Here is a 22,473-nt window from a genome sequence, read left to right on the forward strand (position 1 = left end):
ATGAAGAATAAGCATCTGTCTAAAGCAGTTGCTTCACAGAAATTCTATGAGTTTAGAACAAAACTTGAAGCAAAATGCAAAGAACTGGGAATTGAATTAAGAATTGTAGATAGATGGTATCCATCAAGTAAGTTATGTCATGAATGTGGTTGTGTTAAGAGAGATTAAAAAACTTTCTGATAGAGAATATATTTGTGAATGTGGATATCATGCTGATAGAGATTATAATGCAAGCCTTAATTTAAGAGATGCAATATCCTACAAAATAGCATAAAACAAGCGTTTGTAGGCATGTACCGATGGCTTTAGTCGGGAATTTACGACTGTGGACTGTACAAGAACTTGTGAGTAGCGTATTACTTGTAATCGCAAAAGCATACAGGATGAAGCAGTAAGAAAAGTTTGTGAAAACTTTCAACATCTCGATATGGGTATATTTGTCTATATTTTGAGTGGCAGAAATGATTTTTGTATTATAGCAGTATACTGGAAATTGCAGCAAACCGGGAGGTTTGCAGATAGGCAATTGGCATAACCTCCATATGAATCATGAAACGATGTTTCTAATCAGGAACGTGCAGCCACTGCTCGGGTGGATTTGTATTGCATATAGGAGGAAGATAAATGAATACGATAAAATTAGAAGATTATGGGCTTACCGAAGAACGATGGGGACAGGCAGGACAAGATAAAGGAGGATATATTGGAAGGGTACTTTCACAATCAAGAGATCTTTATCGGGTAATCAGTGAACAGGGAGAGCTTTTGGCAAAAATTTCAGGGAAGTTTCGCTATGAAGTGAAGAATCAGACCGATTATCCTGCAGTGGGAGATTTTGTGGTGATGGATCGCAGCCACGATGCCAACGGAAATGGAATCATCCATTGTGTACTGCCTAGAAAGAGTGTGTTTCTTCGAAAGTCAGCTGGAATCGCCAGTAAAGAGCAGGTCATTGCAGCGAATGTGGATACTGTTTTCCTTTGTATGTCCATGAATCAGGATTATAATCTAAGACGCATGGAGCGGTATTTGACATTGGCATGGGAAAGTGGAGCAATACCAGTCATCGTGTTGACCAAAGCAGATCTGTGCAATGACGTTTATGAAAAGCTCTGTGAGGTAGCCGCCATCGCACCAGGTGTTGATATATTAGATATTTCTACCCATACGAAAGGAGGATGGGAGAAGATAAGACCATATCTAGCATATGGAAAGACCGCGGCCTTTCTTGGGTCCTCTGGTGTTGGAAAATCAACATTGATCAACTGCCTGCTAGGAAGAAAAGTATTGGATACACAAGTAATCCGACAAGATGATAAAGGGCGTCATACGACGACCAGAAGAGAATTGCTGCTTCTTCCAGAAGGAGGGATACTGATGGATACGCCAGGTATGAGAGAGCTTGGCATGTGGGATGAAGCAGAAGGATTAGAAAGAACATTTACTGATGTGGAATCCTATTTTGACAAATGCCGTTTTCGAAATTGTACGCATACCAATGAACCTGGATGTGCTATTCATGCAGCGATCAATGCTGGAGAATTATCGAAGGAGCGATGGGACTCTTATTGTAAGCTAAGGTCAGAAGATGCATATCTGGAAGATAGATCCGGTTATATGCAAAAGAAAAAGGAAAAGTTCAAATCTATTGCAAAGATCAATCGTAAGAAGAAATAGACCAATAACAAAAAGAAAATAATCTTATGGATATAATAGCTTGAATTTCTATAACTCGTATGGAAATTCAAGCTATTTCTGTAAAACTCAATGTTCATCCTCCTTTAGCTTTTTCCGGATTAACTGATACATGGCATTAAGCTCCTGATCGGATATCTTCTCATCTGAAAGCAGAGAGGATAGCATAGGAGCCATTTCTCCGTTATAAAAGCGGTTTAAGAACTGGTGATTTTCCTGGTTTAGATAGCGCTTTTTTGAAATGATGGGATAATAATAATACATTCTCCCACGCTTCTCATAGGTAATGACATGTTTGGCTGTCAATCTGGATAATAATGTATGTATGGTCTTTTGGCTCCAATTGTGGCTGGCAGGCACTTTTTTGCATACATCGTTGGTACTGATGGGAGACTCATCCCATATGATTTTCATGATTTCATATTCTGCTTCTGATATTTGAGGTATCTTTTCCATATTTTCTCCCTTAATTTTAATATTACGGTTGTAATATATTATATAAGAGATAATACCGTTGGTCAATGGCGGAATAAATGAGAAAGTGTTATAATGAATGGAAAGCACGAAAAAAGTCGAAATCGGAGGTGGTAGAATGAATATAGAAATAGTAAGAGGAATTATGCTTCCATTTCTGGGAACAACCCTTGGAGCATCCTGCGTAATGTTTATGAAAAAGGAAATGAATCCAATGGTGCAAAAGGCAATGACCGGATTTGCTTCCGGTGTAATGGTGGCGGCTTCTATCTGGAGTTTGTTGATTCCAGCACTGGAAGGCTCGGAGGAACTTGGACATTTTATGTTCTTTCCAGCAGTGATCGGCTTCTGGGTAGGAATGTTATTCCTTCTATTGCTCGATCACATGATTCCACATCTTCACATGAACAGCGAAGAAGCCGAAGGTCCCAAAAAGAACTGGAAGAAGACAACCATGCTCATGCTTGCGGTCACTCTTCATAATATACCAGAAGGGATGGCAGTTGGAGTTGTATATGCTGGATGGGCAATTGGAAATGGTCAGATTACGATGATGGGAACTTTGGCACTTTCGTTGGGGATTGCGATTCAAAACTTTCCTGAGGGGGCCATTATCTCTATGCCATTAAAGGAAGAAGGATTTTCCAAGCCGAAGGCCTTTCTTTTTGGCACATTGTCTGGAATCGTCGAACCTGTGTCTGCTATTATTACGGTGCTATTATCAGAATGGATTCTTCCAATGCTTCCATATCTGCTAAGCCTTGCAGCGGGTGCTATGATGTATGTGGTAGTAGAAGAGCTGATTCCAGAGATGTCTGAAGGAGAGCATTCCAATCTTGGAACTATATTATTTGCATTGGGGTTTACATTGATGTTAACCTTAGACGTATCCTTGGGATAAAAGTGACTGATCGGGAGGAATGAATCATGTTAGATCGTTTTGAGTATTTGAAAAAAAATCGATGCTTTTGGATTGGTATAAAGGGGGATTATACATGAAGGAGAATAGATGGGAAGGTCAGAATCCTCTTGGGACAGAACCAATTGGAAAGCTGATATTAAAATATTCTGTACCGACAGCTTTGACGTTGATGGTAAATTATTTTTACAATATCGTAGATCAGATTTTTATCGGTCAGGGTGTGGGTGTGATCGGAATGGCAGCGACGAATGTATCTATGCCATTTATTACCATTTCCAGTGCTGTTGCATTGCTGATCGGAGATGGGTGTGCAGCTAATATCAGTTTGAACCTTGGACAAAAGCAGCAGCGGAAGGCAGACGATACTATCAGTCATTCCATAACAATATTGCTCATAGCGGGCATATTTCTCTCTATTCTCTATAGTATTTTTGTTCCGTGGATTATTGTGTTTTTTTGGAGCGACGAGGCATGCTTATGCTTCAGCACTTTCCTATGCCAGGATTATTATCTGGGGATTACCATTTCTGATGTTAAGCATTGCGTTTACTGCCATTATACGTGCGGATGGGAATCCGAAATACACGATGAAATGCATGATCGCTGGAGCTGTAATCAATCTTATTCTGGATCCGATTTTTATCTTTCGATTGCATATGGGAGTAGTTGGAGCTGGAATTGCTACGATTCTCGGACAGATTGTGGCAGGACTTCTTTGTTTGAATTATTTGAGACTGCTGCAGACGGTACACATTCGAAAAGAGGCATTGAAACCGACCAGGAGGCTTTCTGTGGAAATAATAAAGTTAGGGATCTCTAGCTTTATTACGCAGATTATGGGAGCAGCAGTGCAGATTGTTATGAATAACCTCATGACCATTTATGGTGGGCAAAGCATATATGGAAGTGAGCTGTCTCTATCTGTTTATGGAATGATTATGAAGGTTTATCAGATTGCTCATTCCATGTTCGTTGGAATATCCTCAGCAACGCAGCCAATCAATGGATATAATTATGGAGCAAAAAATTATTCCAGAGTTCGGCAGACGTATAAAACTTCCATTGTCATTGCTCTCTTTATATCTGCCAGTTGGTTTTTGGTCTATCAATTCTTTCCACGTCAGATTGGTATGCTATTCGTATCCAACGATTTTGCATATCTAAACTGCTGTCAGCATTTTTTCAAAATTTACACGATGACGTTCTTTTATCTATGGGATACATATGGCAACAGTATCTTTTTTCCAGGGAATTGGAAGGCCAGGTAAAGCCTTATCCATACCAGTTTTCAGACAGGGGATATGTTTCATACCATTGTCTATTTTACTTTCTGCCAGATTTGGTCTGGACGGAGCTTTAGCGGCAGTACCGATTGCAGACCTGTCTGCATCTGTTCTGTCACTTATATTGGCAAAACGAGAGTTCGCCCAGACTTTGAAAGGTTAAAATCCGTTTCATTTTGTATTTCACAATTCTAAAATCTTGCGTTATAATAATGTGCGCAAAAGAACGAAAGGTTCAAAATGATGATTGAGAAAAGAAGGGAAACAAAATGGAAGACAAGGAAGAAAAGCAACGAATATTTTCAAATGGAGATTTAGTAAAACTGATTATTCCACTAATTGTGGAGCAGTTACTAATGGTTACAGTGGGATTGGCAGATTCGATTATGATCGCAAGCGTAGGAGAGGCGGCAGTATCAGGAGTTTCTTTAGTAGACAGTGTCATGGTGCTGATGGCCAATGTTTTTGCAGCACTTGCCACTGGAGGTGCGGTAGTAGCAGGCCAATTTTTGGGACAAAAGAAATTCAAGATGGCATGTCAGACAGCAGATCAGCTGGTGCTTTTCATTAGTGCACTATCTTTTGGAATTATCCTGATGATTTATGCAGGAAGGAATTTGATTCTCCATGGAGTTTTTGGACAGATTGAAGCGGATGTGATGTATAATGCCAGAATATATCTGCTGATCGTCACGGCCTCCATTCCTTTTCTGGCTGTTTACAATGGCTGTGCGGCTCTATTTCGGACTATGGGCAATTCTAAAATTGCAATGAACATGTCGCTGCTCATGAATGGCATCAATATTGCAGGAAATGCCTTATTCATCTATGGTATAGGCATGGGAGTGGAAGGGGCAGCAATTCCAACGCTGGTATCACGGATGATTGCCGCAATAGTTATGCTGATGCTATTAAAAAATCAGGATCTTCCGGTACATTTTAGTAAGAAATTCTACTTTCGGTTTAAAGGAGGATTGATCCGGAGAATCCTATACATTGGAATACCAAATGGTATAGAAAATAGTATGTTTCAATTGGGAAAAATATTAGTGTTGAGTCTGGTTGCCGGATTTGGAACTGCCTCTATTACAGCCAATGCAGTGGGAAATATGGTAGCCATGTTTGAAATTATTCCAGGACTTGCCATGGGACTGGCAATGATTACTGTGGTTTCACGCTGTGTAGGAGCAGGAGATTATGAAAGCGCCCGCTATTATACAAAAAAATTGCTTTTTAGTACATATGCAACACTTATTTTGATCAATATTATGGTGGTATGCTTGTTGCCATTGATTTTATGGGCGTATCATCTTTCTTCTGTGACTGCTACCATTGCACGGCAGATTATCCTCTATCATACTATCTGTTGCATTACTATATGGCCGCTATCTTTTACAGTGCCCAATACTCTCCGTGCATCCAATGATGTGAAGTATTGTATGGTAGTTGCTATTATTTCCATGTGGATCTGCCGTATTTTCTTTAGCTTTGTTCTTGGAAAATGGATGGGACTGGGTGTCTTGGGTGTATGGATTGCTATGACTTTAGATTGGTTAGTAAGAGCGGTTCTTTTTATTCTTCGGTATATTAGTGAACAATGGCAAATACAGAAAATGGCATGAACAAGATGAAATAAATGTTAAGTTTTTCCTCCGCTTATTGTATCAATTTTACAAATGGGGTATAATTCACTTATATATGAGTGAAAAATAGAGGAATATGATTATTAGGAGGAATGAATATGTTGAGAGTTGGAATGCTCACAAGTGGCGGCGATTGTCAAGCGTTAAATGCTGCTATGCGAGGAGTAGTAAAAGGACTTTATGCAAAGCGGAAAGATGTGGAAATCTATGGTTTCCTTGACGGATATAAAGGACTTATGTATTCTAATTTTAATGTTATGGGAGCAAAGGATTTTTCTGGTATCCTGAATAAGGGTGGTACCATTCTTGGCACCTCCAGACAGCCATTTAAATTAATGAGAGTTCCGGATGAGAATGGACTGGACAAGGTAGAAGCTATGAAGCATACGTATCATAAGCTGAATCTGGATTGTCTGGTAGTCTTGGGTGGCAACGGAACACATAAAACAGCGAATCTGTTAAGAGAAGAAGGGCTGAATGTAGTAACACTGCCAAAAACCATCGATAACGATTTATGGGGCACAGAGATGACATTTGGATTTCAGAGTGCAGTTGACGTTGCTACAGAGACCATTGACCGTATCCATACAACAGCATCTTCCCACAGCCGTGTATTCATCGTAGAGGTTATGGGACATAAGGTTGGATGGGTAACCTTATATGCAGGAATCGCCAGCGGATCTGATATTATTTTGCTTCCAGAGATTCCATATGATATTGATGCTGTAGCAAAGGCATTGAAGCAAAGAAAGAAATCTGGTCACAAATTCTCTATTATCGCTATTGCAGAAGGTGCGATTTCAAAAGAGGATGCCAAACTGTCTAAGAAGGAATTAAAGGCGAAAAGAGCGAAGGAAAAGTATACCTGTGCATCTGATGAGCTGGCAAGCAGACTGGCAGAAAAGACGGATGCAGAAATCCGTGTTGCAAATCCAGGACATACACAGCGTGGTGGTAACCCTTGTGCATATGACCGAGTATTGGCAACAAGACTTGGTGCAACTGCATCTGAGATGATCCTAGAAGGAGATTATGGTAAGATGGCAGGAATCAAGAATAATGTGATCATTCGTGTTCCATTAGAAGAAGTTGCTGGAAAATTAAAATACGTAGATCCAGAATCTGATGTAATTACAGAAGCAAAGCTTGCTGGAATTAGTTTTGGAGAATAGAAAAAGAGGAGCTGTTGTAAAACGAAGTGAGACGATTCCACTTCTGGAGCACAGCTCCTTTGCTTTTCATGGAATAGGAAATTTCTTTTCCTATCCCATGAAAACACTCCGTGAGGATCGCACTGCGGCGGAACTGTAGGTTTTTTTTATATTTTTTTGCATTAATCCAATAATCTGACCGGATAAAATGACGGTCAAAAGAGAAAAGACAAGGTGATGGAGTGGAATGTAGCTCAGTGATAGCAGCAATACAACAATATCACTGATAAAATAGATCCATTGAATGGAACATCCACTAAGCTTTGATAAACTCATAGCAAGTGCATCATCACCGCCAGGAGCCCCACCGGCGCGTACACTGATGCCAACACCAACACCTACGAATATGGCACCTAATATGGATGCAATCAGTGGATAATCGGCTAGATGAGGCCAGAATGGACCGATGTGCTCAAAAATAGTATAGAAGATAGAAAATCCCCCTCCTGCAATTGCAGAATAGACGATAAAGCCTTTTCCCAGGACTTTCCATCCAAGAAAATAGCAACTGAAATTCATAATAAATCCCGAAATGGAGGGCGAAATGTGAAACCAATGGTAGAGAAGAAGCGTCATGCCAAGAACGCCACCTTCCGTAATCCCAGAAAAGGCATGAATATTAAAAAGGCCAAATGCCAGGATTCCACTTCCCAGAAGAGTCAGACCGCATGCCCGCCAATGAATACGTGAAAACAAACGAACAAATCCTTTCTGTAAAATTTAAGTCCGCCGAAGCGGACTTGTATGAAAAGTATTATGCTTGAAATAATAGAAAATGTCAACGGACAGTCCTTATATCCTTTACTTAAGATAGCTATTGACGGGTTTCTGGAGTCAAGAGTTTTTGATAGGTTTGTTCAATGAGAAAAGCACCACATGGGGCTGTAATCAAAATGGCAAGTACGGCAATGGTTAACACTATATTCCCACAGGATAATCCCATAGCAAGGGGAACTCCTCCAATGGCGGCCTGCACGGTTGCCTTTGGTGTATACCCGATCATACAAAAGAGACGTTCCTTCATGGACAGATTGGTTTTGATGAGACAGCAGAATACACCTGCCATGCGAAAGAGCAAAACACCAAAGATTAAAATGACAGCAGAAATACCAGCAGATGCGGCATATTTTAAGTCCACGGTGGCACCAACTAAGACAAATAGCAGGATTTCTGCTGCGACCCAAAGCTTATTAAACTTTAGAGAAAGGCGAACAGCAACAATCTGGCGCTTCTTTTGAAGAGCAATCCCCATGGACATAATGGCGATCAATGCGGAAAATGGAAGTAAAAATTTAGAAGAATCTTCTAATGTCACCAATACGAAGGAGATACAAAGCAGAATAAGGATTTTGGCAGTATCCCTTATATGAATGTTTTCAAAATACTTCGCCAGTACACATCCAATCAAAATCCCAATTCCAATTCCTGTTAGAATGGAGACGGGAATTGTTAGAAAACTGGTAATAGAAATCTGATTGCCTTTGGCTAGTCCGGTAAATGCAGAAAAGAGCACGATGACAAATACATCATCGACCGATGCTCCTGCAAGAATTAATTGTGGAATGCTTTTAGTGGTACCATAATGTTCCTCCATCAGTTTTAGCATCTTAGGAACAATGACAGCTGGAGAAACTGCGGCTATCACACTGCCAAGAATCGCAGAATCCAAAATAGTCATTCCGAGAAGCTTTGGTGCCAGAAGAATCATACCGGTAATCTCAAAGCAGGCCGGCAAAAAGCACATGAGTATAGCTGGACGACCAACTTTCTTTAGATCATCTACATTCAAGGAAAGACCTGCCCGCATAAGAATAATGATCAAAGCAATTTTTCGTAATTCTGATGAAATCTGTAAGATAGATTCATCAATTAGATTCAGAATATGGGGACCGAGTATAATACCGGTAAGGATCATACCCATGAGAGCTGGAAGCTGCAGTTTTTTGCAGATCCAACCAAGGAACATCCCCATCATTAACATGTAAGCAATACTAATCAACATATTTTTACCCTCCTTCATGACTGCAAGTAGTATATCAAAAAATAATCATTTCGCAAACAAAAAATTTATTGACATAGTAAATTGGTAGGAATATAATTCATTCATCAGATAACATATTATGTAAATAGGAATAGGAGTAAATAAAATGACTGAAGAACAAAAGAAAAAGATTGCGGAATTGAAAAAAGAGAAGGATGCGGTGATCCTAGCCCATTATTATGTAGATGGTGAGATACAGGCAATCGCAGACTATGTAGGCGATTCTTATTATCTTGCAGAAATTGCGACGAAGTTGTCTGAAAGTACGATTATTTTCTGTGGAGTTTCTTTTATGGGAGAAAGTGCGAAAATTTTAAATCCAGAAAAGAAGGTTGTCATGGCAGATCAGTATGCCGATTGTCCAATGGCTCATATGGTGGACCTTGATAATATAAAAAAGGTGAGAGAACAATATCCAGATGTAGCAGTCGTATGCTATGTAAATTCTACAGCAGAGATTAAGACAGCATCCGATGTATGTGTTACCTCATCTAATGCACTTAAAATCGTAAAGAAACTGGACAATCAGGATATCTATTTTATCCCGGATGAAAATCTAGGAAGATATATTGCAAAGCAGCTGCCGCAAAAGCATTTCATATTCAATGATGGCTTTTGTCATGTACATAAAAGTATTCATCAGGAAGAGCTTCAAAAGGCTAAGGAAGCACATCCAGAAGCGTTGGTCTTGGCACATCCAGAATGTACAGAAGAAATTCTGGAACTTGCGGATTTCATTGGAAGTACCTCACAGATCATTGATTATGCAACAGCATCTACTCATAGCGCATTTCTTATTTGCACGGAAATGGGAATCTTCTACGAGCTGATGCAGAAGAACCCAGATAAGAAGTTTTATTCTGTTGGACATCGCCAATTTTGTCCAAATATGAAGAGAATCAAACCAGAAGGTGTGATCCAGGCTTTGGAAACATTGACACCAGAAGTAGTGTTGGACGAAGAGATAAGAAAAAAAGAACCAATTTGCCTTTAAAAAAGATGCTTGAACTGGCTGCAGACTAGTAAATAAGCAAAGAAATATCCCCCATAGAGGCTTCCCTTTTTTTGACAATGTAGTATAGTGAAAGAGAGAAGGGAAAGACAAAAAGGAGGAAATTCGTTATGCATATGGCAGATGCACTGGTTGCACCGGCAGTTGCAGGAACTATGTATGTTGCTTCGACTGCGGCTGCAGCCTATTCAATTAAAAAAGTACGGCTAGAAAATGATCCAAAGAAAATACCAGTGATGGGAGTCATGGGAGCCTTTGTATTTGCGACCCAGATGATTAATTTTACGATTCCAGGAACTGGTTCCAGTGGACATCTTTGCGGAGGTATGCTTTTATCAGCATTGGTAGGACCAACTGCTGGATTTTTGACGATGATTGGGGTCTTGCTGATTCAATGCTTACTTTTTGCAGACGGAGGCTTACTGGCCTTAGGATGCAATATATGGAATATGGCATTTTATGGATGCTTTATTGGAGCATTGTTGATTTGGAAGCCAATGATGAAAAGTGGAATGTCTAAGGCAAAGGTTGTTGCAGCGTCGATTCTAGGATGTGTGTTGACCTTACAGCTGGGTGCCTTTAGTGTTACCTTAGAGACCCTAGCATCAGGAATTACAGAGCTGCCATTTGTGGCCTTTGTCGCAACGATGCAGCCGATTCATCTGGCAATTGGATTCGTAGAAGGATTGATTACAGCAGCTGTTTTAAGCTTTGTCTATGATGCAAGACCAGAGCTTTTGTATGGATATGAGAATGATCTTACCAAAGAGGGACGATTTACTTTTCAACATACCATTGCTATTTTAACGGTAGTAGCTATGTTGATTGGAGGCGGCTTATCATTGTTGGCATCCTCTCAGCCGGATGGATTGGAGTGGTCTATTCAGAAACTGACAGGATCTACAGAGGTGGCTTCCTCTGGAGAAATTTATGAGATAGCTGCAAAGATTCAGGATCAATGGGCAGTTTTACCGGATTATGCTTTTCACGGCTCATCATCTGCTCTAGGCACTTCCTTTTCTGGAATTGTTGGAGCTTGCATCGTTATTGCTGTTTGTGTCGGAGTTTGCTATTTGTTTAAGTTTTTTAGAAAGAAAAGGATATCATGAGTAAGATAGGGAGTGCAATTTATGAGATTCATCATATGGATACCATTGCATCCAGAGAGCAGTGGGTGAATCAGATTCATCCGTTGGTAAAACTGGTTTTGACCATCGGTTATATTGCAGTTACGGTATCTTTTCATAAATATAATCTTGTTGGTCTGATAGGAATGTTGGTTTATCCATTGTCTATGTTTCTTTTGGCAGATTTATCCATTAAAGACAGTATAAAGAGGCTTCGGATTGTTCTTCCATTGGTCTGTTTTGTTGGAATCTGGAATCCTTTTTTTGATCATACATTCGTCTTCCTCGGAGATGTCTGTATCTGTGGTGGCGTGGTATCCATGCTTACCCTGATGATAAAAGGGCTTTTTTCTGTTTTGGCATCCTATTTACTGATTGCTACTACCTCGATTGAAAAAATCTGTTATGCTCTTCGGCTGTTGCGTGTGCCCAAACTAGTAGTAACACAGATTTTATTGACTTATCGTTATATTACCCTGTTGTTGGGTGAAGTAAATCAAATGACACAGGCATATGCCTTGCGTGCTCCGAATCAAAAGGGAATTCATTGTAAGGCATGGGGCAGCCTGACAGGACAACTGCTTTTACGAAGCGTGGACCGTGCGAATGAGGTGTATGAAAGTATGTTGTTAAGGGGATATCAGGGGGAGTTTGGATATCTTGGACCACAGATAAAGATGAGAAAGAAGGATTGGCTATTTTTCCTGTTCTGGAGCAGCTGTATCATCTTTGTGCGAATGGTACCCATTGTAACGATCATAGGAAATTTTGTAGGAGGACATTAGCATGAGTCATATACATATTGATGTGGAGAATGTATCTTTTCAGTATGAGAAAGGGAAACCGATCTTAGATCGTATTTCCTTTCATGGAGCTGAAAATGATTCCATTGGAATTGTTGGTGCTAATGGAGTTGGAAAATCCACGTTATTAAAGCTCTTAGTTGGTTTACATTTAAATTATCAGGGAAGCATTCAGGTAGAAGCGATACCCGTACAGAAGGAAACTTTGCCAAGGATTCGAGAAAAGATCGGATATGTGTTTCAGGATTCGGATAGTCAGCTTTTTATGTCCACGGCTTATGAGGATATTGCATTTGCACCACGAAATTATGGACTTCCGGAGGAAGAAGTGGAGAAAAGGGTGGTATCTGCTCTTGAAATGACAGGAATCAATCACTTAAGAGACAAACAGATCTATAAAATGTCCGGTGGTGAAAAGAAATTAGTGTCTATTGCAACCATTTTATCCATGATGCCGGATATTATCATTATGGACGAACCTTCCATTGCTTTAGATCCCAAAAATAGAAGAAATCTGATCCGAATCCTGAATTCTTTTGAACATTTGAAGATTATAGCATCTCATGATCTGGACATGATTCTGGATACGTGCAAGAGGACTATCATTATGGCAGAAGGAAGGATTGTATGTGATGGGCCAACAGAAGAGATTCTTAGTAATCAACAGTTATTAGAAGATGTCGGCCTGGAATTGCCTTTATGCATGCAGAAACGATCATAAGGCTTTCTGACTTGACATTTTAATCCTACAAGTGTAAGATAAAAATATCATCAAAGACAGGAGGGTAACTATGGCAGGAATCAGAAAGCGATGGATCATTTATGGATGGATAGCAGTATTTCTCTTTACCATTGGCTTTAGTCAAAAGGAAAGCAGTGCTTTTTCAACTTATTCAGAGGCAGAAAAGGCAGGAAAGGAGAATAGCTTTCGATATGAAGAGGGGGAACGAAAAAAAGTTTCTTCAACTAAGAAAGCAGTTACATCGGAGAACGTGACGATTATTGATGTCAGTCATCATCAGGGAAAGATTGACTGGCTACAAGTAAAAGATGCTGGAATAGAAGCGGTCATCATCCGTTGTGGATATGGGCAGGATACGGATGAAAATGGGGATTATACCCAGGATGATGCTTATTTCAAATATAACGTATCGGAATGCGAACGCCTGGGAATTTCATATGGAATTTATCTGTATTCCTACGCGAAGGATACGACAGCTGCGCAAAGAGAGGCGGATCATGTGGTTCGATTGATTAAGGAAGTAAGGCAGCAGGAAGGGGTGTTATCCTTTTTTACTTATCCGATTTTCTATGATATGGAGGATCGTTCTTTAGAAAGTTTGAAAGCATCGACTTTTTCGGCTAATGCGACCGCATTTGTCAATCGCATGAAGAAGTCCGGATATGATAATATTGGATTTTATTCTAACAAAGACTGGTTTGAAAAGAGACTGACAGGCACGATCTTCTCTCTTTATCCTAAATGGGTCGCGCAATATAACAGCCAATGCACTTATGAAGGAAAGTATCGGCTGTGGCAGTATACAGATCAGGCTTTGGTCAATGGGATTGATGGAGCAGTAGATGCCAATCAAAAATATGGAAGCTGGGAGGCCAATCTGCAGGTTTCTCAAGTGACGTTGAATAAAAAATCAGCCGTTATTACCGTTGGTTCTTCGATAACGGTAAAAGCAACTATAAGCCCTTCGGGAGTGATCAATCCTTATGTGGCATGGAAATCTTCCAGTACAGCTGTCGCTTCTGTAAATAGTGCCGGGAAGATTACTGGGAAGAAGCCTGGAACGGCGACGATTACTGCAGTTTCCCATAATGGAAAGAAAGCCAGCATTTCGATTACGGTAAAACCAAAGAGTAATCGGATTACATCCTTGAAGAAATCTGGTAGTAATTCTATTAAAATAAGCTGGTCAAAAGTATCTGGTGTTACCGGCTATCAGATATATATGTCAACAAAAAAAGATTCTGGATATAAAAGAATTCGAACCACTTCTTCCTCTGTATCTTCTTATACAAAAAGTGGACTGAAAAAAGGAAGAAGATATTATTTTAAAGTGCGTTCTTATAAAAAAGCGGGAAGCAAATATATCTATAGCAATTATTCGGCAGTTAAATATCTTACCAGATAGATAGAAATAGTAGATGAAAAAGAGTTTTTCCTCACAGCTCACAGTTGTGGAGAGAAGAACTCTTTTTTATTACATAAGAAATTCTGATCGTATTTTAGAAGGGTTAAGAAGTCTTTTAGGAACTATTAAGATTTTTGGAAGAAAATATGATAGAAAGAAGGAATAGATTCTTGCATGAAATTCGTTCTGCATATAGAATAATAAAGATAGAAAAGAATGAGAACATAAAGAAAAGGTGATTTTATGAGCAGATCAAACATACTGATTATTGAAGACGATGCCGATATTAGAGAAGGCATAAGAATTTTACTGGAAAGTGAGGATTATGCTGTTACGGAAGCTTCCAGCGGAATGGAGGGACTTAGTCTTTTAAATCCGGATACAGATCTGGTTATTTTGGATATTATGATGCCGGGAATTTCTGGCCTTCGTACTTGCGAAGAGATTCGTAAGATTTCCTTTGTTCCGATATTATTTCTTACTGCAAAGGCTCAGGAATCTGATAAATTGATTGGACTGATGGCAGGCGGGGATGATTATCTGACAAAACCTTTCTCCTATTCAGAACTTCTTGGAAGAGTGAAAGCTCTTGTACGGCGCTATCGGGTTTATCGTGGAAAGTCTCAGGAGGGAAAGAAAGAAGCAGAGGAAAAATGGATTGAGCATGGAGGAATTCGAATTAATGAAGAATTCAATGAAGTATTTATTGATGGGGAAGAGAAGAAATTATCCAATATTGAATACCGGATACTTCTTCTGATGATGCAGCATCCGAAGAAGTATTTTTCTGCACAGAATCTGTACGAAAGTATCTGGAACGAACCCTATTTGTATACATGCAGCAGTACGGTTATGGTTCATATCCGAAAGCTTAGGGTAAAGATTGAAAAGAACCCACAAAGACCGGAATATATTAAGACTGTTTGGGGAAAGGGGTATAAATTTGACACGGAAAGTGAATAGAAGAGATTCCATTTATCTGCATTTGCTGGAACTATTGCTTATTTCTGCAGTTCTTGCCGGTGTCTGTTACTTTCTCCTGGATTGTACGGGTGAGTATGCGGTAGATACGTTTTATTCCAATTCAGATTACGTGGAGCGGAAAAATGAAAAATATGTGGAATCGCTTCAGGCTTATGTGGAGAAACATCAACTGACGACCAAAGATTCTAAGAAATTGACAAATTGGATCAATAAACAAAAGATTATTTCTTTGCAGATTTTTAAGGATGATATACTGATGTATGATTCCGATTATCCAGATAAAGAGGCAATCTGGGAGGAGAACATCGAAAGCAATATTTATGATTGGGGAAATAGTTATCATATTACATTTTCGGATGGAATAGCTACGGCGTCTATTTTTGGATTGTATTCCTATCAATTATATACTTATGCCACGGTAATAGAATTGATTTTTTCTTTTTTGGTGTTTTTAGGAAGTGTTATTATGGGAATTCGTAAGACTATGCACTATATCAACCAGTTAAGTGAAGAAATTGGTATTTTAGAGAGTGGAAACCTGGATTATGAAATCACCATTCGCGGTCACGATGAACTGACCACATTGGCACAGGGATTGGATGATATGCGTAAATCCTTTCGGGACCAAGTGAGACAGGAGGAACATCTCGTGCAGACTAATCGAAGGATGATCACGGAGATGTCTCATGATTTGCGTACACCGTTGACTTCTATTATGCTCTATATGGAATTATTGAGAAAGAAGAAATATAAAGATGATCAGCAGATGCAAGAATTTATCGATAAGATTGATCAAAAGACTCGTCAGATGAAGCAGTTAGCAGATAATCTATTCGAGTATTCTTTGATTACCAGCCAGATCGACGTAACCATGGAAGAACCGGAATCTTTTGAAATTGTATTTTATGATCTGCTTTCAGAAACATGCGCCTATTTGGAGCAGAGAGGCTTTCGTATTACCATCAATTTTCCATGGCATGATAAAAATGTAAGTGTAAATTCGGATTATATTACAAGAATATTCGATAATATTACTTCTAACATAATCAAATATGCGGAGCCTTCGAAACCAGTGCAGGTTCAATCTGAATATAGAGATGGATATGTAGGATTTTCGTTTTTGAATGAAATCAAAGGTTTAACAAAGAAAGAAAACAGTACGAATATAGGACTTAAGAACGTGAAAAATATGATGACGAAGATGAAAGGAAAATGTGAGATACAACGAAAAGAAAATCAATTTCAGATTACGCTGTTGTTTCCTTGCGTTGTTCGCAGATAATGTCTGGAAAGAAAAAAGTGATTGCTTGGGAATATTCTCTGGCAATCACTTTTTTTCTCTGAATGATCAGGTTTATGTATTATAAGGAATTATGAATGATGGTCAATACATCATTTAACTGATCAGCACTGATCTGACCTGGAGCAGAAGCAGCTTCTCCAGCACCAAAGGTAAGTGCAGAACCAAAATATTCTCCGCTTAAACGGCTTACACTTCCCCGAGCAGCCATGGACATCGTAATAATTGGCTGAGTAGCAAAGTTTGTAGCCATTTCCTCTGTTGCAGCTAATAAGGTAATAACGTCTTTTTTACATTGAGGCATTACTGCAATCTTAGGGATATCTGCACCCATATCCTGCATTTTTCTTAAACGATATACGATATCTGACTGAGATGGTGTCTGATCAAAGTCATGATTGGATGCGATGATCTTAGCACCTGCTGCATGAATCTTTTCGATCATTTCCGTAACGATCTCATCACCTGTGAAGATTTCTACATCTACGATATCAACATATCCGCTTTGAGCAACAGCAATGTTTAAAGTCTTATAATCTTCATCTGGAAGCTGGAAGTTACCACCTTCTTTGGATGTACGGAATGTGAATAAGAATGGGATTTCACCTAAAAGCTCACGAATTTCTTTTGCAGTTTCGATGACCTTTGCTGTGTCTGTTACATCTTCATACCAGTCTACACGCCATTCCATAACGTCCATAGGGATATTTGTGTATTTTTTTGTTAATGCAAGAATTTCTTCTTTTGTTACTCCGATGTTTGATACACAAATCTTTGGTTTTCCTGTTCCGATTTCTACGTTTCTAACTTTTACTGGAATCATGGTATATCCTCCTTCATGTTTATACTAATAGTTTAGCATTTAACAAACATTTTTCAAATAGTAAAGAGTTTGAATATTAATAGAAAAAAGCAATTGATTATGGTAAAATGAACCCAGGAGGGATGATGATGACGTTACAACAACTATATTATTTTCAAATGATCGCAAAGCTGCAGCACTATAATAAAGCTGCAAAGGAACTTCATGTGGCACAGCCAAGTTTGAGTAAGTCTATGGCTCTGCTGGAGGAAGAACTACAGGTACCATTATTTGAAAAGCAGGGGAGGAACATTATACTGACCAAGTATGGAAAGGTCTTTCAGGGATATGTCAATTCCATTTTAAATGAGATTGAGAGAGCCAAGAATGAGATGCAGAGCATGCTGGATCGCAGCAGCGGCCATATTAATGTGGCGTATATTTCTCCATTTGGCCATAATTATATACCTAAGATGGTTCAGAAGTTTTTGACTAGAGAGGAAAATAGCAATGTTACATTTTCGTTTCGTGAGGGATTTACCGGATCTATGATTCGCTCCATTCATGACAATGAAACGGATGTAGTGTTCGGTTCTTATGAAGAGAATGAACCAGAGCTTACTTTTTTCCCGATCATTCGGGAGAATTTGATTTTGATTGCACCTCCACAGATGGAAATTGCAGAGGATGTGATTCATTCGATTCATGATTTTCAAAAAACACCGTTTATTTCCTATGATCATTCGTCAAGCATGGGAAAATTTACGAGAAAAATTTTTCGAGAAGAGCATTTGATGATGAATTTTGTCTGTGAATCTTCTGATGAACTTGCCATATTAGCTTTGGTTACCAATAATTTTGGAATTTCTTATGTAGCTGAGACAAAAGAGGTACGGGCAGCTATTCAGGATGGAAGAGTTAAGCAGATTTATATTGAAGAGAACAACTATCGGTATTTGTATATGATTTATAAAAACGGTCAATTTCATGAGCCGGCAGTGGAGGATTTTATCCAGTTTGTAAAAAATGAATATTCGATCGCATATTAATGAAAAGCAGCGGGAACGCTAAATTCCTGCTACTTTTTAAAATTCTGTAGCTTTATTCCAGTTTGGTTATGGTCAGGTCGTGCATCTCTTGTATAAAGGTATCTATATCTTCCGGTTTCCAGGAACCATCCTTTTTGGTCCATGAAATCTGTATGGTTTTTTCTTCTCCTTTTGGAGTATGGTTCTCTAAGCCTGTAGTTAATTCAGATACAAAGATTTGTGCAGCCTCCTTTAACGTTGTTATCTTTTGTTCTTCAATAATGGCTAAAGAATGCTTTGTGGCCGTATCTTCTAATTTTTCAAGATCGATCTGTCTGCATCGGATGGAGATCGTCGCTTTGCCGGATCCATTTCTTTTGATAGATAGATGGTAATCCAAAGACTTTAGTGCGGATTGATATGCTTCGTAAATATCATGCAGCTGTGTTTTTGTTATGGGAAGCCCAGAGTCTTTGAAATAGGTTTCAAATTGTTTGCTTTGTATATCTTCCATCTTCTTTAAAATCGATGCGTATTCTTTTTCTGTATAGGAAAGCTGTTTTGGAACATGGCTTTCTGGATTCATATACATCCTAATATATGCATTGGCAGATTCTTTAATCTGCTTCTTACTCAAGGAAAGAAAACCGATGACACAAGCAAGAATCAGAATACCAATTCCCAATAAATACTTTACTTTTTTCATAATTGTCCCCTTTATGGTGTAATTTTTGACTTATTATGATATTATAATAATCAGAAAAATCTTTGTCAATTTCAAACGCATGATTGGAGGAAAAATGAAACGTATTGTATGTTATGGAGATTCCAATACCCATAGATATATGCCAATTCTTGCATTTGAGGTTCATATCGTGTAATATGAAACGGATATGAAGAATAGAAAATTTTGAGATAGAAAGATAGGAGTGAGAACAATGAAATTCACAAAAATGCATGGTTGTGGAAATGATTATGTATATGTAAATTGCTTTGAGGAAACCGTAGAAAATCCTGGTCTGGTTTCAAAAAAAATACAGTGACCGCCATTTTGGAATTGGATCTGATGGTCTGATTTTGATCTGTCCATCCAACATTGCTGATTTTCGCATGGAGATGTATAATTCTGATGGATCTGAGGGAGCGATGTGTGGAAACGGTGTCCGTTGCATTGCAAAATACGTGTATGATTACGGACTGACGGATAAGACGTATGTCTCTTTAGAAACAAAAGCTGGAATCAAATATCTGGATATGACCGTAAAAGACGGTAAGGTTGCTATGGTAAAGGTAGATATGGGAGCTCCGATTACGAAACCAGATCAGATTCCTGCTATTTCTGATAAGGAAATTATTGTGGATGAACCGATTACTGTCGATGGGCAGGAATATCGGATTACCTGTGTGTCTATGGGAAATCCTCATGGGGTTGTCTTTGTAGATGATACGGATTCCATTGATATTGAAAAAATCGGACCGAAGTTTGAGCATCATGAGATGTTTCCGGATCGTACCAATACGGAGTTTATTCAGATTATAGATCGAAATAATATTAAGATGCGTGTATGGGAACGAGGTGCTGGGGAAACTCTGGCTTGTGGAACTGGAACCTGTGCCAGCGTATATGCCTGTATCTTAAACGGACTGACAGAGAAGTCTGTAGATGTACATCTTCTCGGTGGATGTATTCATATCGATTATGATGAAGAAAAGAATACCATCTATATGACAGGACCTGCAGAAGTTGCTTTTGATGGTGAAATCAAATTAGAAACTTTACGTTAACATCATAAAAACTTCACATAAATAAAGTATGATTAAAAGGGAAGGAGGACTGTTCTGCATTGTTGATACTACTCTTCCAATCTCATAAGAAATATGACAAATAGAACAGTCCTTCTTAATTTAATATAAGACGATTAGACGCAGAGCCAGTAATCCCGGATTGTGGATGCATGGATCTGCATTTTTATTGATTTGTTTCAAGAAGGGTACCCAAACATGCGGTTGCTTTTTTTGACTCTTTTATGTTAGTATAGTGAATAATAAATAAAAAGGATGTGCAAATATGAGCAATCAAACCTATGATGGAAATAGTATTTCAATCTTAGAAGGCCTGGAGGCCGTAAGAAAACGCCCCGGAATGTATATCGGGAGTGTTTCTACAAAAGGATTAAATCATTTAATATACGAGATTGTAGATAACTCTGTTGATGAGTATTTAGCTGGATATTGTAATGAAATTTCGGTTTCCCTAGAAAAGGATGGGACAGCAGTTATTTCGGATAATGGGCGGGGAATTCCGGTGGAAATCAACGATAAGACAGGACTTCCAGCTGTTCAGATTGTTTTTACCGTTCTTCATGCAGGTGGAAAGTTTGGCGATAGCAATTACAAGATTTCAGGAGGACTCCATGGTGTGGGCGCTTCTGTGGTGAATGCCCTCTCTGTCTGGCTGGAGGTTACGATTAAGAGGAATGGTATCATCTATCACCAACGCTACGAAAGAGGCAAGGTGGTTACTCCATTAGAAGAGATTGGAAAATGCAAAAAAAGCGAAACAGGAACTATGATTCGATTTCTTCCGGATGGTGAGATTTTTGAAAAAACGTATTTTAAAGCGAGTATGATAAGAAACCGTCTTCATGAAACTGCTTATCTGAATCCTAATCTGACCATTTATTTTTCCAATAAGCGTGAAGGAGAGGAAATTGATATTACCTATCATGAGCCGGATGGAATTTGTGCTTATGTCAGAAAGTTAAATGAAGAAAAGCAGGTGATTCATGAACCAATTTACTTTAAACGACAGGTTGATAATATTGAAGTAGAAGCAGCGTTCCAGTATACAGAAGATTTTGGGGAAACTATGCTTGGCTTTTGCAATAATATTTTTACAGTTGAGGGTGGCACCCATATTACTGGATTTAAGACAAAATTTACAACGATCATGAATCAATATGCCAGAGAGCTGGGAATCTTAAAGGAAAAAGATGCTAATTTTACAGGGACAGATGTAAGAAATGGCATGACAGCCATTATTTCGGTAAAGCATCCGGACCCTCGCTTTGAAGGGCAGACCAAAACAAAGCTAGATAATCCAGATGCTGGAAAGGCAGTAGCAGAGGCAGCAGGAGAAGAGGTTGTCTTTTATTTTGATAAAAATGTAGAAATCTTAAAGAATGTACTGGCATGTGCGGAAAAATCCGCCAAAATCAGAAAAGCCGAGGAAAAGGCAAAGACCAATATGCTTGTAAAACAAAAGCTTTCCATTGATAGCAATGGAAAATTATCCAATTGTGAGAGTAGAAAGCCGGAAGAATGTGAGATTTTTATTGTGGAAGGAGATTCTGCTGGGGGTTCTGCTAAAACAGCACGAAATCGAAAGACCCAGGCCATTCTTCCTATTCGTGGAAAAATTCTGAATGTGGAAAAAGCAACGATGGATAAGGTGCTGGCCAATGCGGAGATTAAGACGATGATCAATGCATTTGGATGTGGATTTTCAGAAGGATATGGCAATGATTTTGACATTACCAAGCTGCGTTATCATAAGATTGTGATTATGACAGATGCGGACGTAGATGGTGCACATATTGCCACGCTGCTTTTGACCTTCTTTTATCGCTTCATGCCGGAACTGATCACCCATGGACATGTATATCTGGCTATGCCTCCATTATATAAGGCGATTCCGAAAAAAGGAAAAGAAGAGTATTTATATGATGATGCGGCTTTGGCAAGATATCGAAAAACACATAAAGGATCCTTTACACTCCAGCGCTATAAAGGGCTTGGAGAAATGGATGCAGAACAACTGTGGGAGACAACTCTGGATCCGGAATCACGTATTTTAAAGCAGATAGAAATTGAGGATGCCAGAATGGCCTCTTCTGTAACATCCATGCTGATGGGAAGTGATGTTCCGCCGCGTCGTAAATTCATCTATGAAAATGCGGCAGACGCTACATTGGATATTTAACGGACATAAAAAGGAGGAA

Annotated in this window: 21 protein-coding genes and 4 pseudogenes; 20 read left to right on the top strand and 5 right to left on the bottom strand. The window is 39.0% G+C overall.

The window, feature by feature from the left end; genetic code table 11:
- Window positions 1-274 (top strand): annotated as a pseudogene (locus BHF69_RS14710) (zinc ribbon domain-containing protein); the annotation flags it as partial.
- Window positions 275-624: 350 nt separating this feature from the next.
- Entirely contained in the window at window positions 625-1,677 is a 1,053-nt protein-coding gene (gene rsgA / locus BHF69_RS04340; protein WP_075669858.1) for a ribosome small subunit-dependent GTPase A, read from the top strand.
- Window positions 1,678-1,764: 87 nt separating this feature from the next.
- Here the strand turns inward: rsgA and BHF69_RS04345 are convergent, their stop codons facing one another.
- Window positions 1,765-2,151, bottom strand: coding sequence for a BlaI/MecI/CopY family transcriptional regulator (locus tag BHF69_RS04345; RefSeq protein ID WP_075669859.1), 387 nt, complete (start codon window positions 2,149-2,151; stop codon window positions 1,765-1,767).
- A gap of 136 nt (window positions 2,152-2,287) precedes the next feature.
- Between BHF69_RS04345 and BHF69_RS04350 the strand changes: the two genes are divergently transcribed.
- The 7 genes and pseudogenes from BHF69_RS04350 to BHF69_RS04365 all read left to right on the top strand — a co-directional run bounded on the left by BHF69_RS04350 (window position 2,288) and on the right by BHF69_RS04365 (window position 7,189).
- Entirely contained in the window at window positions 2,288-3,070 is a 783-nt protein-coding gene (locus BHF69_RS04350; protein ID WP_075669860.1) for a ZIP family metal transporter, read from the top strand.
- 190 nt (window positions 3,071-3,260) lie between these two features.
- Window positions 3,261-3,449: pseudogene (locus BHF69_RS14715) on the top strand (MATE family efflux transporter); the annotation flags it as partial.
- An 88-nt stretch (window positions 3,450-3,537) separates the two neighbouring features.
- A pseudogene (locus BHF69_RS14815) lies at window positions 3,538-3,669 on the top strand (hypothetical protein); the annotation flags it as partial.
- 213 nt (window positions 3,670-3,882) lie between these two features.
- On the top strand, window positions 3,883-4,359 hold the full coding sequence (locus tag BHF69_RS14820) for an MATE family efflux transporter (RefSeq protein ID WP_442855851.1): 477 nt from the start codon (window positions 3,883-3,885) through the stop codon (window positions 4,357-4,359).
- Window positions 4,316-4,537: a hypothetical protein gene (locus tag BHF69_RS14375; protein WP_242946114.1), complete on the top strand. Its 222-nt coding sequence runs from the start codon at window positions 4,316-4,318 to the stop codon at window positions 4,535-4,537. The genes BHF69_RS14820 and BHF69_RS14375 overlap by 44 nt, the downstream gene beginning before the upstream one ends.
- Window positions 4,538-4,643: 106 nt before the next feature.
- Window positions 4,644-5,996, top strand: coding sequence for an MATE family efflux transporter (locus BHF69_RS04360; protein WP_075669861.1), 1,353 nt, complete (start codon window positions 4,644-4,646; stop codon window positions 5,994-5,996).
- A gap of 119 nt (window positions 5,997-6,115) precedes the next feature.
- Window positions 6,116-7,189 (top strand): 6-phosphofructokinase, encoded by a 1,074-nt coding sequence (locus BHF69_RS04365; protein WP_075669862.1) that lies wholly within the window; start codon window positions 6,116-6,118, stop codon window positions 7,187-7,189.
- A gap of 90 nt (window positions 7,190-7,279) precedes the next feature.
- Here BHF69_RS04365 and BHF69_RS04370 read toward each other — a convergent pair whose 3' ends face one another.
- The gene (locus BHF69_RS04370; protein WP_330393125.1) at window positions 7,280-7,846 is read right to left on the bottom strand and encodes a YitT family protein; all 567 of its coding nucleotides are present in this window, start codon (window positions 7,844-7,846) and stop codon (window positions 7,280-7,282) included.
- On the opposite strand from BHF69_RS04370, the gene BHF69_RS14645 reads away from it, so the two are divergent.
- Window positions 7,775-7,918, top strand: a complete 144-nt coding sequence (locus BHF69_RS14645) for a hypothetical protein (protein ID WP_330393134.1) — start codon at window positions 7,775-7,777, stop codon at window positions 7,916-7,918. The genes BHF69_RS04370 and BHF69_RS14645 overlap by 72 nt on opposite strands.
- A gap of 124 nt (window positions 7,919-8,042) precedes the next feature.
- Here the strand turns inward: BHF69_RS14645 and BHF69_RS04375 are convergent, their stop codons facing one another.
- Window positions 8,043-9,230, bottom strand: a complete 1,188-nt coding sequence (locus BHF69_RS04375) for a cation:proton antiporter (RefSeq protein WP_075669864.1) — start codon at window positions 9,228-9,230, stop codon at window positions 8,043-8,045.
- Window positions 9,231-9,375: 145 nt separating this feature from the next.
- Between BHF69_RS04375 and nadA the strand changes: the two genes are divergently transcribed.
- The 7 genes from nadA to BHF69_RS04410 all read left to right on the top strand — a co-directional run bounded on the left by nadA (window position 9,376) and on the right by BHF69_RS04410 (window position 16,624).
- On the top strand, window positions 9,376-10,263 hold the full coding sequence (gene nadA, locus BHF69_RS04380) for a quinolinate synthase NadA (protein ID WP_075669865.1): 888 nt from the start codon (window positions 9,376-9,378) through the stop codon (window positions 10,261-10,263).
- A gap of 128 nt (window positions 10,264-10,391) precedes the next feature.
- A complete protein-coding gene (locus tag BHF69_RS04385) occupies window positions 10,392-11,390 on the top strand; it encodes an energy-coupling factor ABC transporter permease (RefSeq protein WP_075669866.1) in 999 nt (332 codons plus the stop codon).
- A complete protein-coding gene (cbiQ, locus tag BHF69_RS04390) occupies window positions 11,387-12,193 on the top strand; it encodes a cobalt ECF transporter T component CbiQ (RefSeq protein ID WP_075669867.1) in 807 nt (268 codons plus the stop codon). Before BHF69_RS04385 ends, cbiQ begins: the two co-directional genes overlap by 4 nt.
- A 1-nt stretch (window position 12,194) precedes the next feature.
- Window positions 12,195-12,932: an energy-coupling factor ABC transporter ATP-binding protein gene (locus BHF69_RS04395; RefSeq protein ID WP_075669868.1), complete on the top strand. Its 738-nt coding sequence runs from the start codon at window positions 12,195-12,197 to the stop codon at window positions 12,930-12,932.
- Between the two features lie 70 nt (window positions 12,933-13,002).
- Window positions 13,003-14,358 carry a GH25 family lysozyme gene (locus BHF69_RS04400; protein WP_075669869.1) on the top strand — a complete coding sequence of 452 codons (1,356 nt, stop codon included), beginning with the start codon at window positions 13,003-13,005 and terminating at the stop codon, window positions 14,356-14,358.
- 243 nt (window positions 14,359-14,601) lie between these two features.
- Window positions 14,602-15,321: a response regulator transcription factor gene (locus BHF69_RS04405; RefSeq protein WP_075669870.1), complete on the top strand. Its 720-nt coding sequence runs from the start codon at window positions 14,602-14,604 to the stop codon at window positions 15,319-15,321.
- Window positions 15,302-16,624, top strand: a complete 1,323-nt coding sequence (locus BHF69_RS04410) for a HAMP domain-containing sensor histidine kinase (RefSeq protein WP_075669871.1) — start codon at window positions 15,302-15,304, stop codon at window positions 16,622-16,624. Before BHF69_RS04405 ends, BHF69_RS04410 begins: the two co-directional genes overlap by 20 nt.
- Before the next feature lie 79 nt (window positions 16,625-16,703).
- Here the strand turns inward: BHF69_RS04410 and aroD are convergent, their stop codons facing one another.
- On the bottom strand, window positions 16,704-17,465 hold the full coding sequence (gene aroD / locus BHF69_RS04415; RefSeq protein WP_075669872.1) for a type I 3-dehydroquinate dehydratase: 762 nt from the start codon (window positions 17,463-17,465) through the stop codon (window positions 16,704-16,706).
- A 128-nt stretch (window positions 17,466-17,593) separates the two neighbouring features.
- Between aroD and BHF69_RS04420 the strand changes: the two genes are divergently transcribed.
- Window positions 17,594-18,493, top strand: coding sequence for a LysR family transcriptional regulator (locus BHF69_RS04420; protein ID WP_075669873.1), 900 nt, complete (start codon window positions 17,594-17,596; stop codon window positions 18,491-18,493).
- Between the two features lie 52 nt (window positions 18,494-18,545).
- On the opposite strand, the gene BHF69_RS04425 is transcribed toward BHF69_RS04420, so the two are convergent.
- Complete coding sequence (locus tag BHF69_RS04425; RefSeq protein WP_075669874.1) at window positions 18,546-19,178, bottom strand: DUF5105 domain-containing protein; 633 nt, start codon at window positions 19,176-19,178, stop codon at window positions 18,546-18,548.
- 232 nt (window positions 19,179-19,410) lie between these two features.
- On the opposite strand from BHF69_RS04425, the pseudogene dapF reads away from it, so the two are divergent.
- Together dapF and BHF69_RS04435 are read left to right on the top strand one after the other, a co-directional pair.
- Window positions 19,411-20,257, top strand: a pseudogene (dapF, locus tag BHF69_RS04430) (diaminopimelate epimerase).
- A 283-nt stretch (window positions 20,258-20,540) separates the two neighbouring features.
- Complete coding sequence (locus BHF69_RS04435; RefSeq protein ID WP_075669875.1) at window positions 20,541-22,454, top strand: DNA gyrase/topoisomerase IV subunit B; 1,914 nt, start codon at window positions 20,541-20,543, stop codon at window positions 22,452-22,454.
- The last annotated feature ends 19 nt before the right edge of the window (window positions 22,455-22,473 follow it).

This window comes from Anaerostipes sp. 992a (assembly GCF_001940245.1).
Taxonomy (GTDB): domain Bacteria; phylum Bacillota; class Clostridia; order Lachnospirales; family Lachnospiraceae; genus Fimousia.

Excerpts from the sequence above, each read along its gene's own strand:
- rsgA (WP_075669858.1), top strand. The coding sequence starts at position 625 with ATGAATACGATAAAATTAGAAGATTATGGGCTTACCGAAGAACGATGG.
- BHF69_RS04345 (WP_075669859.1), bottom strand. The coding sequence starts at position 2,151 with ATGGAAAAGATACCTCAAATATCAGAAGCAGAATATGAAATCATGAAA.
- BHF69_RS04350 (WP_075669860.1), top strand. The coding sequence starts at position 2,288 with ATGAATATAGAAATAGTAAGAGGAATTATGCTTCCATTTCTGGGAACA.
- BHF69_RS14375 (WP_242946114.1), top strand. The coding sequence starts at position 4,316 with ATGGCAACAGTATCTTTTTTCCAGGGAATTGGAAGGCCAGGTAAAGCC.
- BHF69_RS04360 (WP_075669861.1), top strand. The coding sequence starts at position 4,644 with ATGGAAGACAAGGAAGAAAAGCAACGAATATTTTCAAATGGAGATTTA.
- BHF69_RS04365 (WP_075669862.1), top strand. The coding sequence starts at position 6,116 with ATGTTGAGAGTTGGAATGCTCACAAGTGGCGGCGATTGTCAAGCGTTA.
- BHF69_RS04375 (WP_075669864.1), bottom strand. The coding sequence starts at position 9,230 with ATGTTGATTAGTATTGCTTACATGTTAATGATGGGGATGTTCCTTGGT.
- nadA (WP_075669865.1), top strand. The coding sequence starts at position 9,376 with ATGACTGAAGAACAAAAGAAAAAGATTGCGGAATTGAAAAAAGAGAAG.
- BHF69_RS04385 (WP_075669866.1), top strand. The coding sequence starts at position 10,392 with ATGCATATGGCAGATGCACTGGTTGCACCGGCAGTTGCAGGAACTATG.
- cbiQ (WP_075669867.1), top strand. The coding sequence starts at position 11,387 with ATGAGTAAGATAGGGAGTGCAATTTATGAGATTCATCATATGGATACC.
- BHF69_RS04395 (WP_075669868.1), top strand. The coding sequence starts at position 12,195 with ATGAGTCATATACATATTGATGTGGAGAATGTATCTTTTCAGTATGAG.
- BHF69_RS04400 (WP_075669869.1), top strand. The coding sequence starts at position 13,003 with ATGGCAGGAATCAGAAAGCGATGGATCATTTATGGATGGATAGCAGTA.
- BHF69_RS04405 (WP_075669870.1), top strand. The coding sequence starts at position 14,602 with ATGAGCAGATCAAACATACTGATTATTGAAGACGATGCCGATATTAGA.
- aroD (WP_075669872.1), bottom strand. The coding sequence starts at position 17,465 with ATGATTCCAGTAAAAGTTAGAAACGTAGAAATCGGAACAGGAAAACCA.
- BHF69_RS04420 (WP_075669873.1), top strand. The coding sequence starts at position 17,594 with ATGACGTTACAACAACTATATTATTTTCAAATGATCGCAAAGCTGCAG.
- BHF69_RS04425 (WP_075669874.1), bottom strand. The coding sequence starts at position 19,178 with ATGAAAAAAGTAAAGTATTTATTGGGAATTGGTATTCTGATTCTTGCT.
- BHF69_RS04435 (WP_075669875.1), top strand. The coding sequence starts at position 20,541 with ATGAGCAATCAAACCTATGATGGAAATAGTATTTCAATCTTAGAAGGC.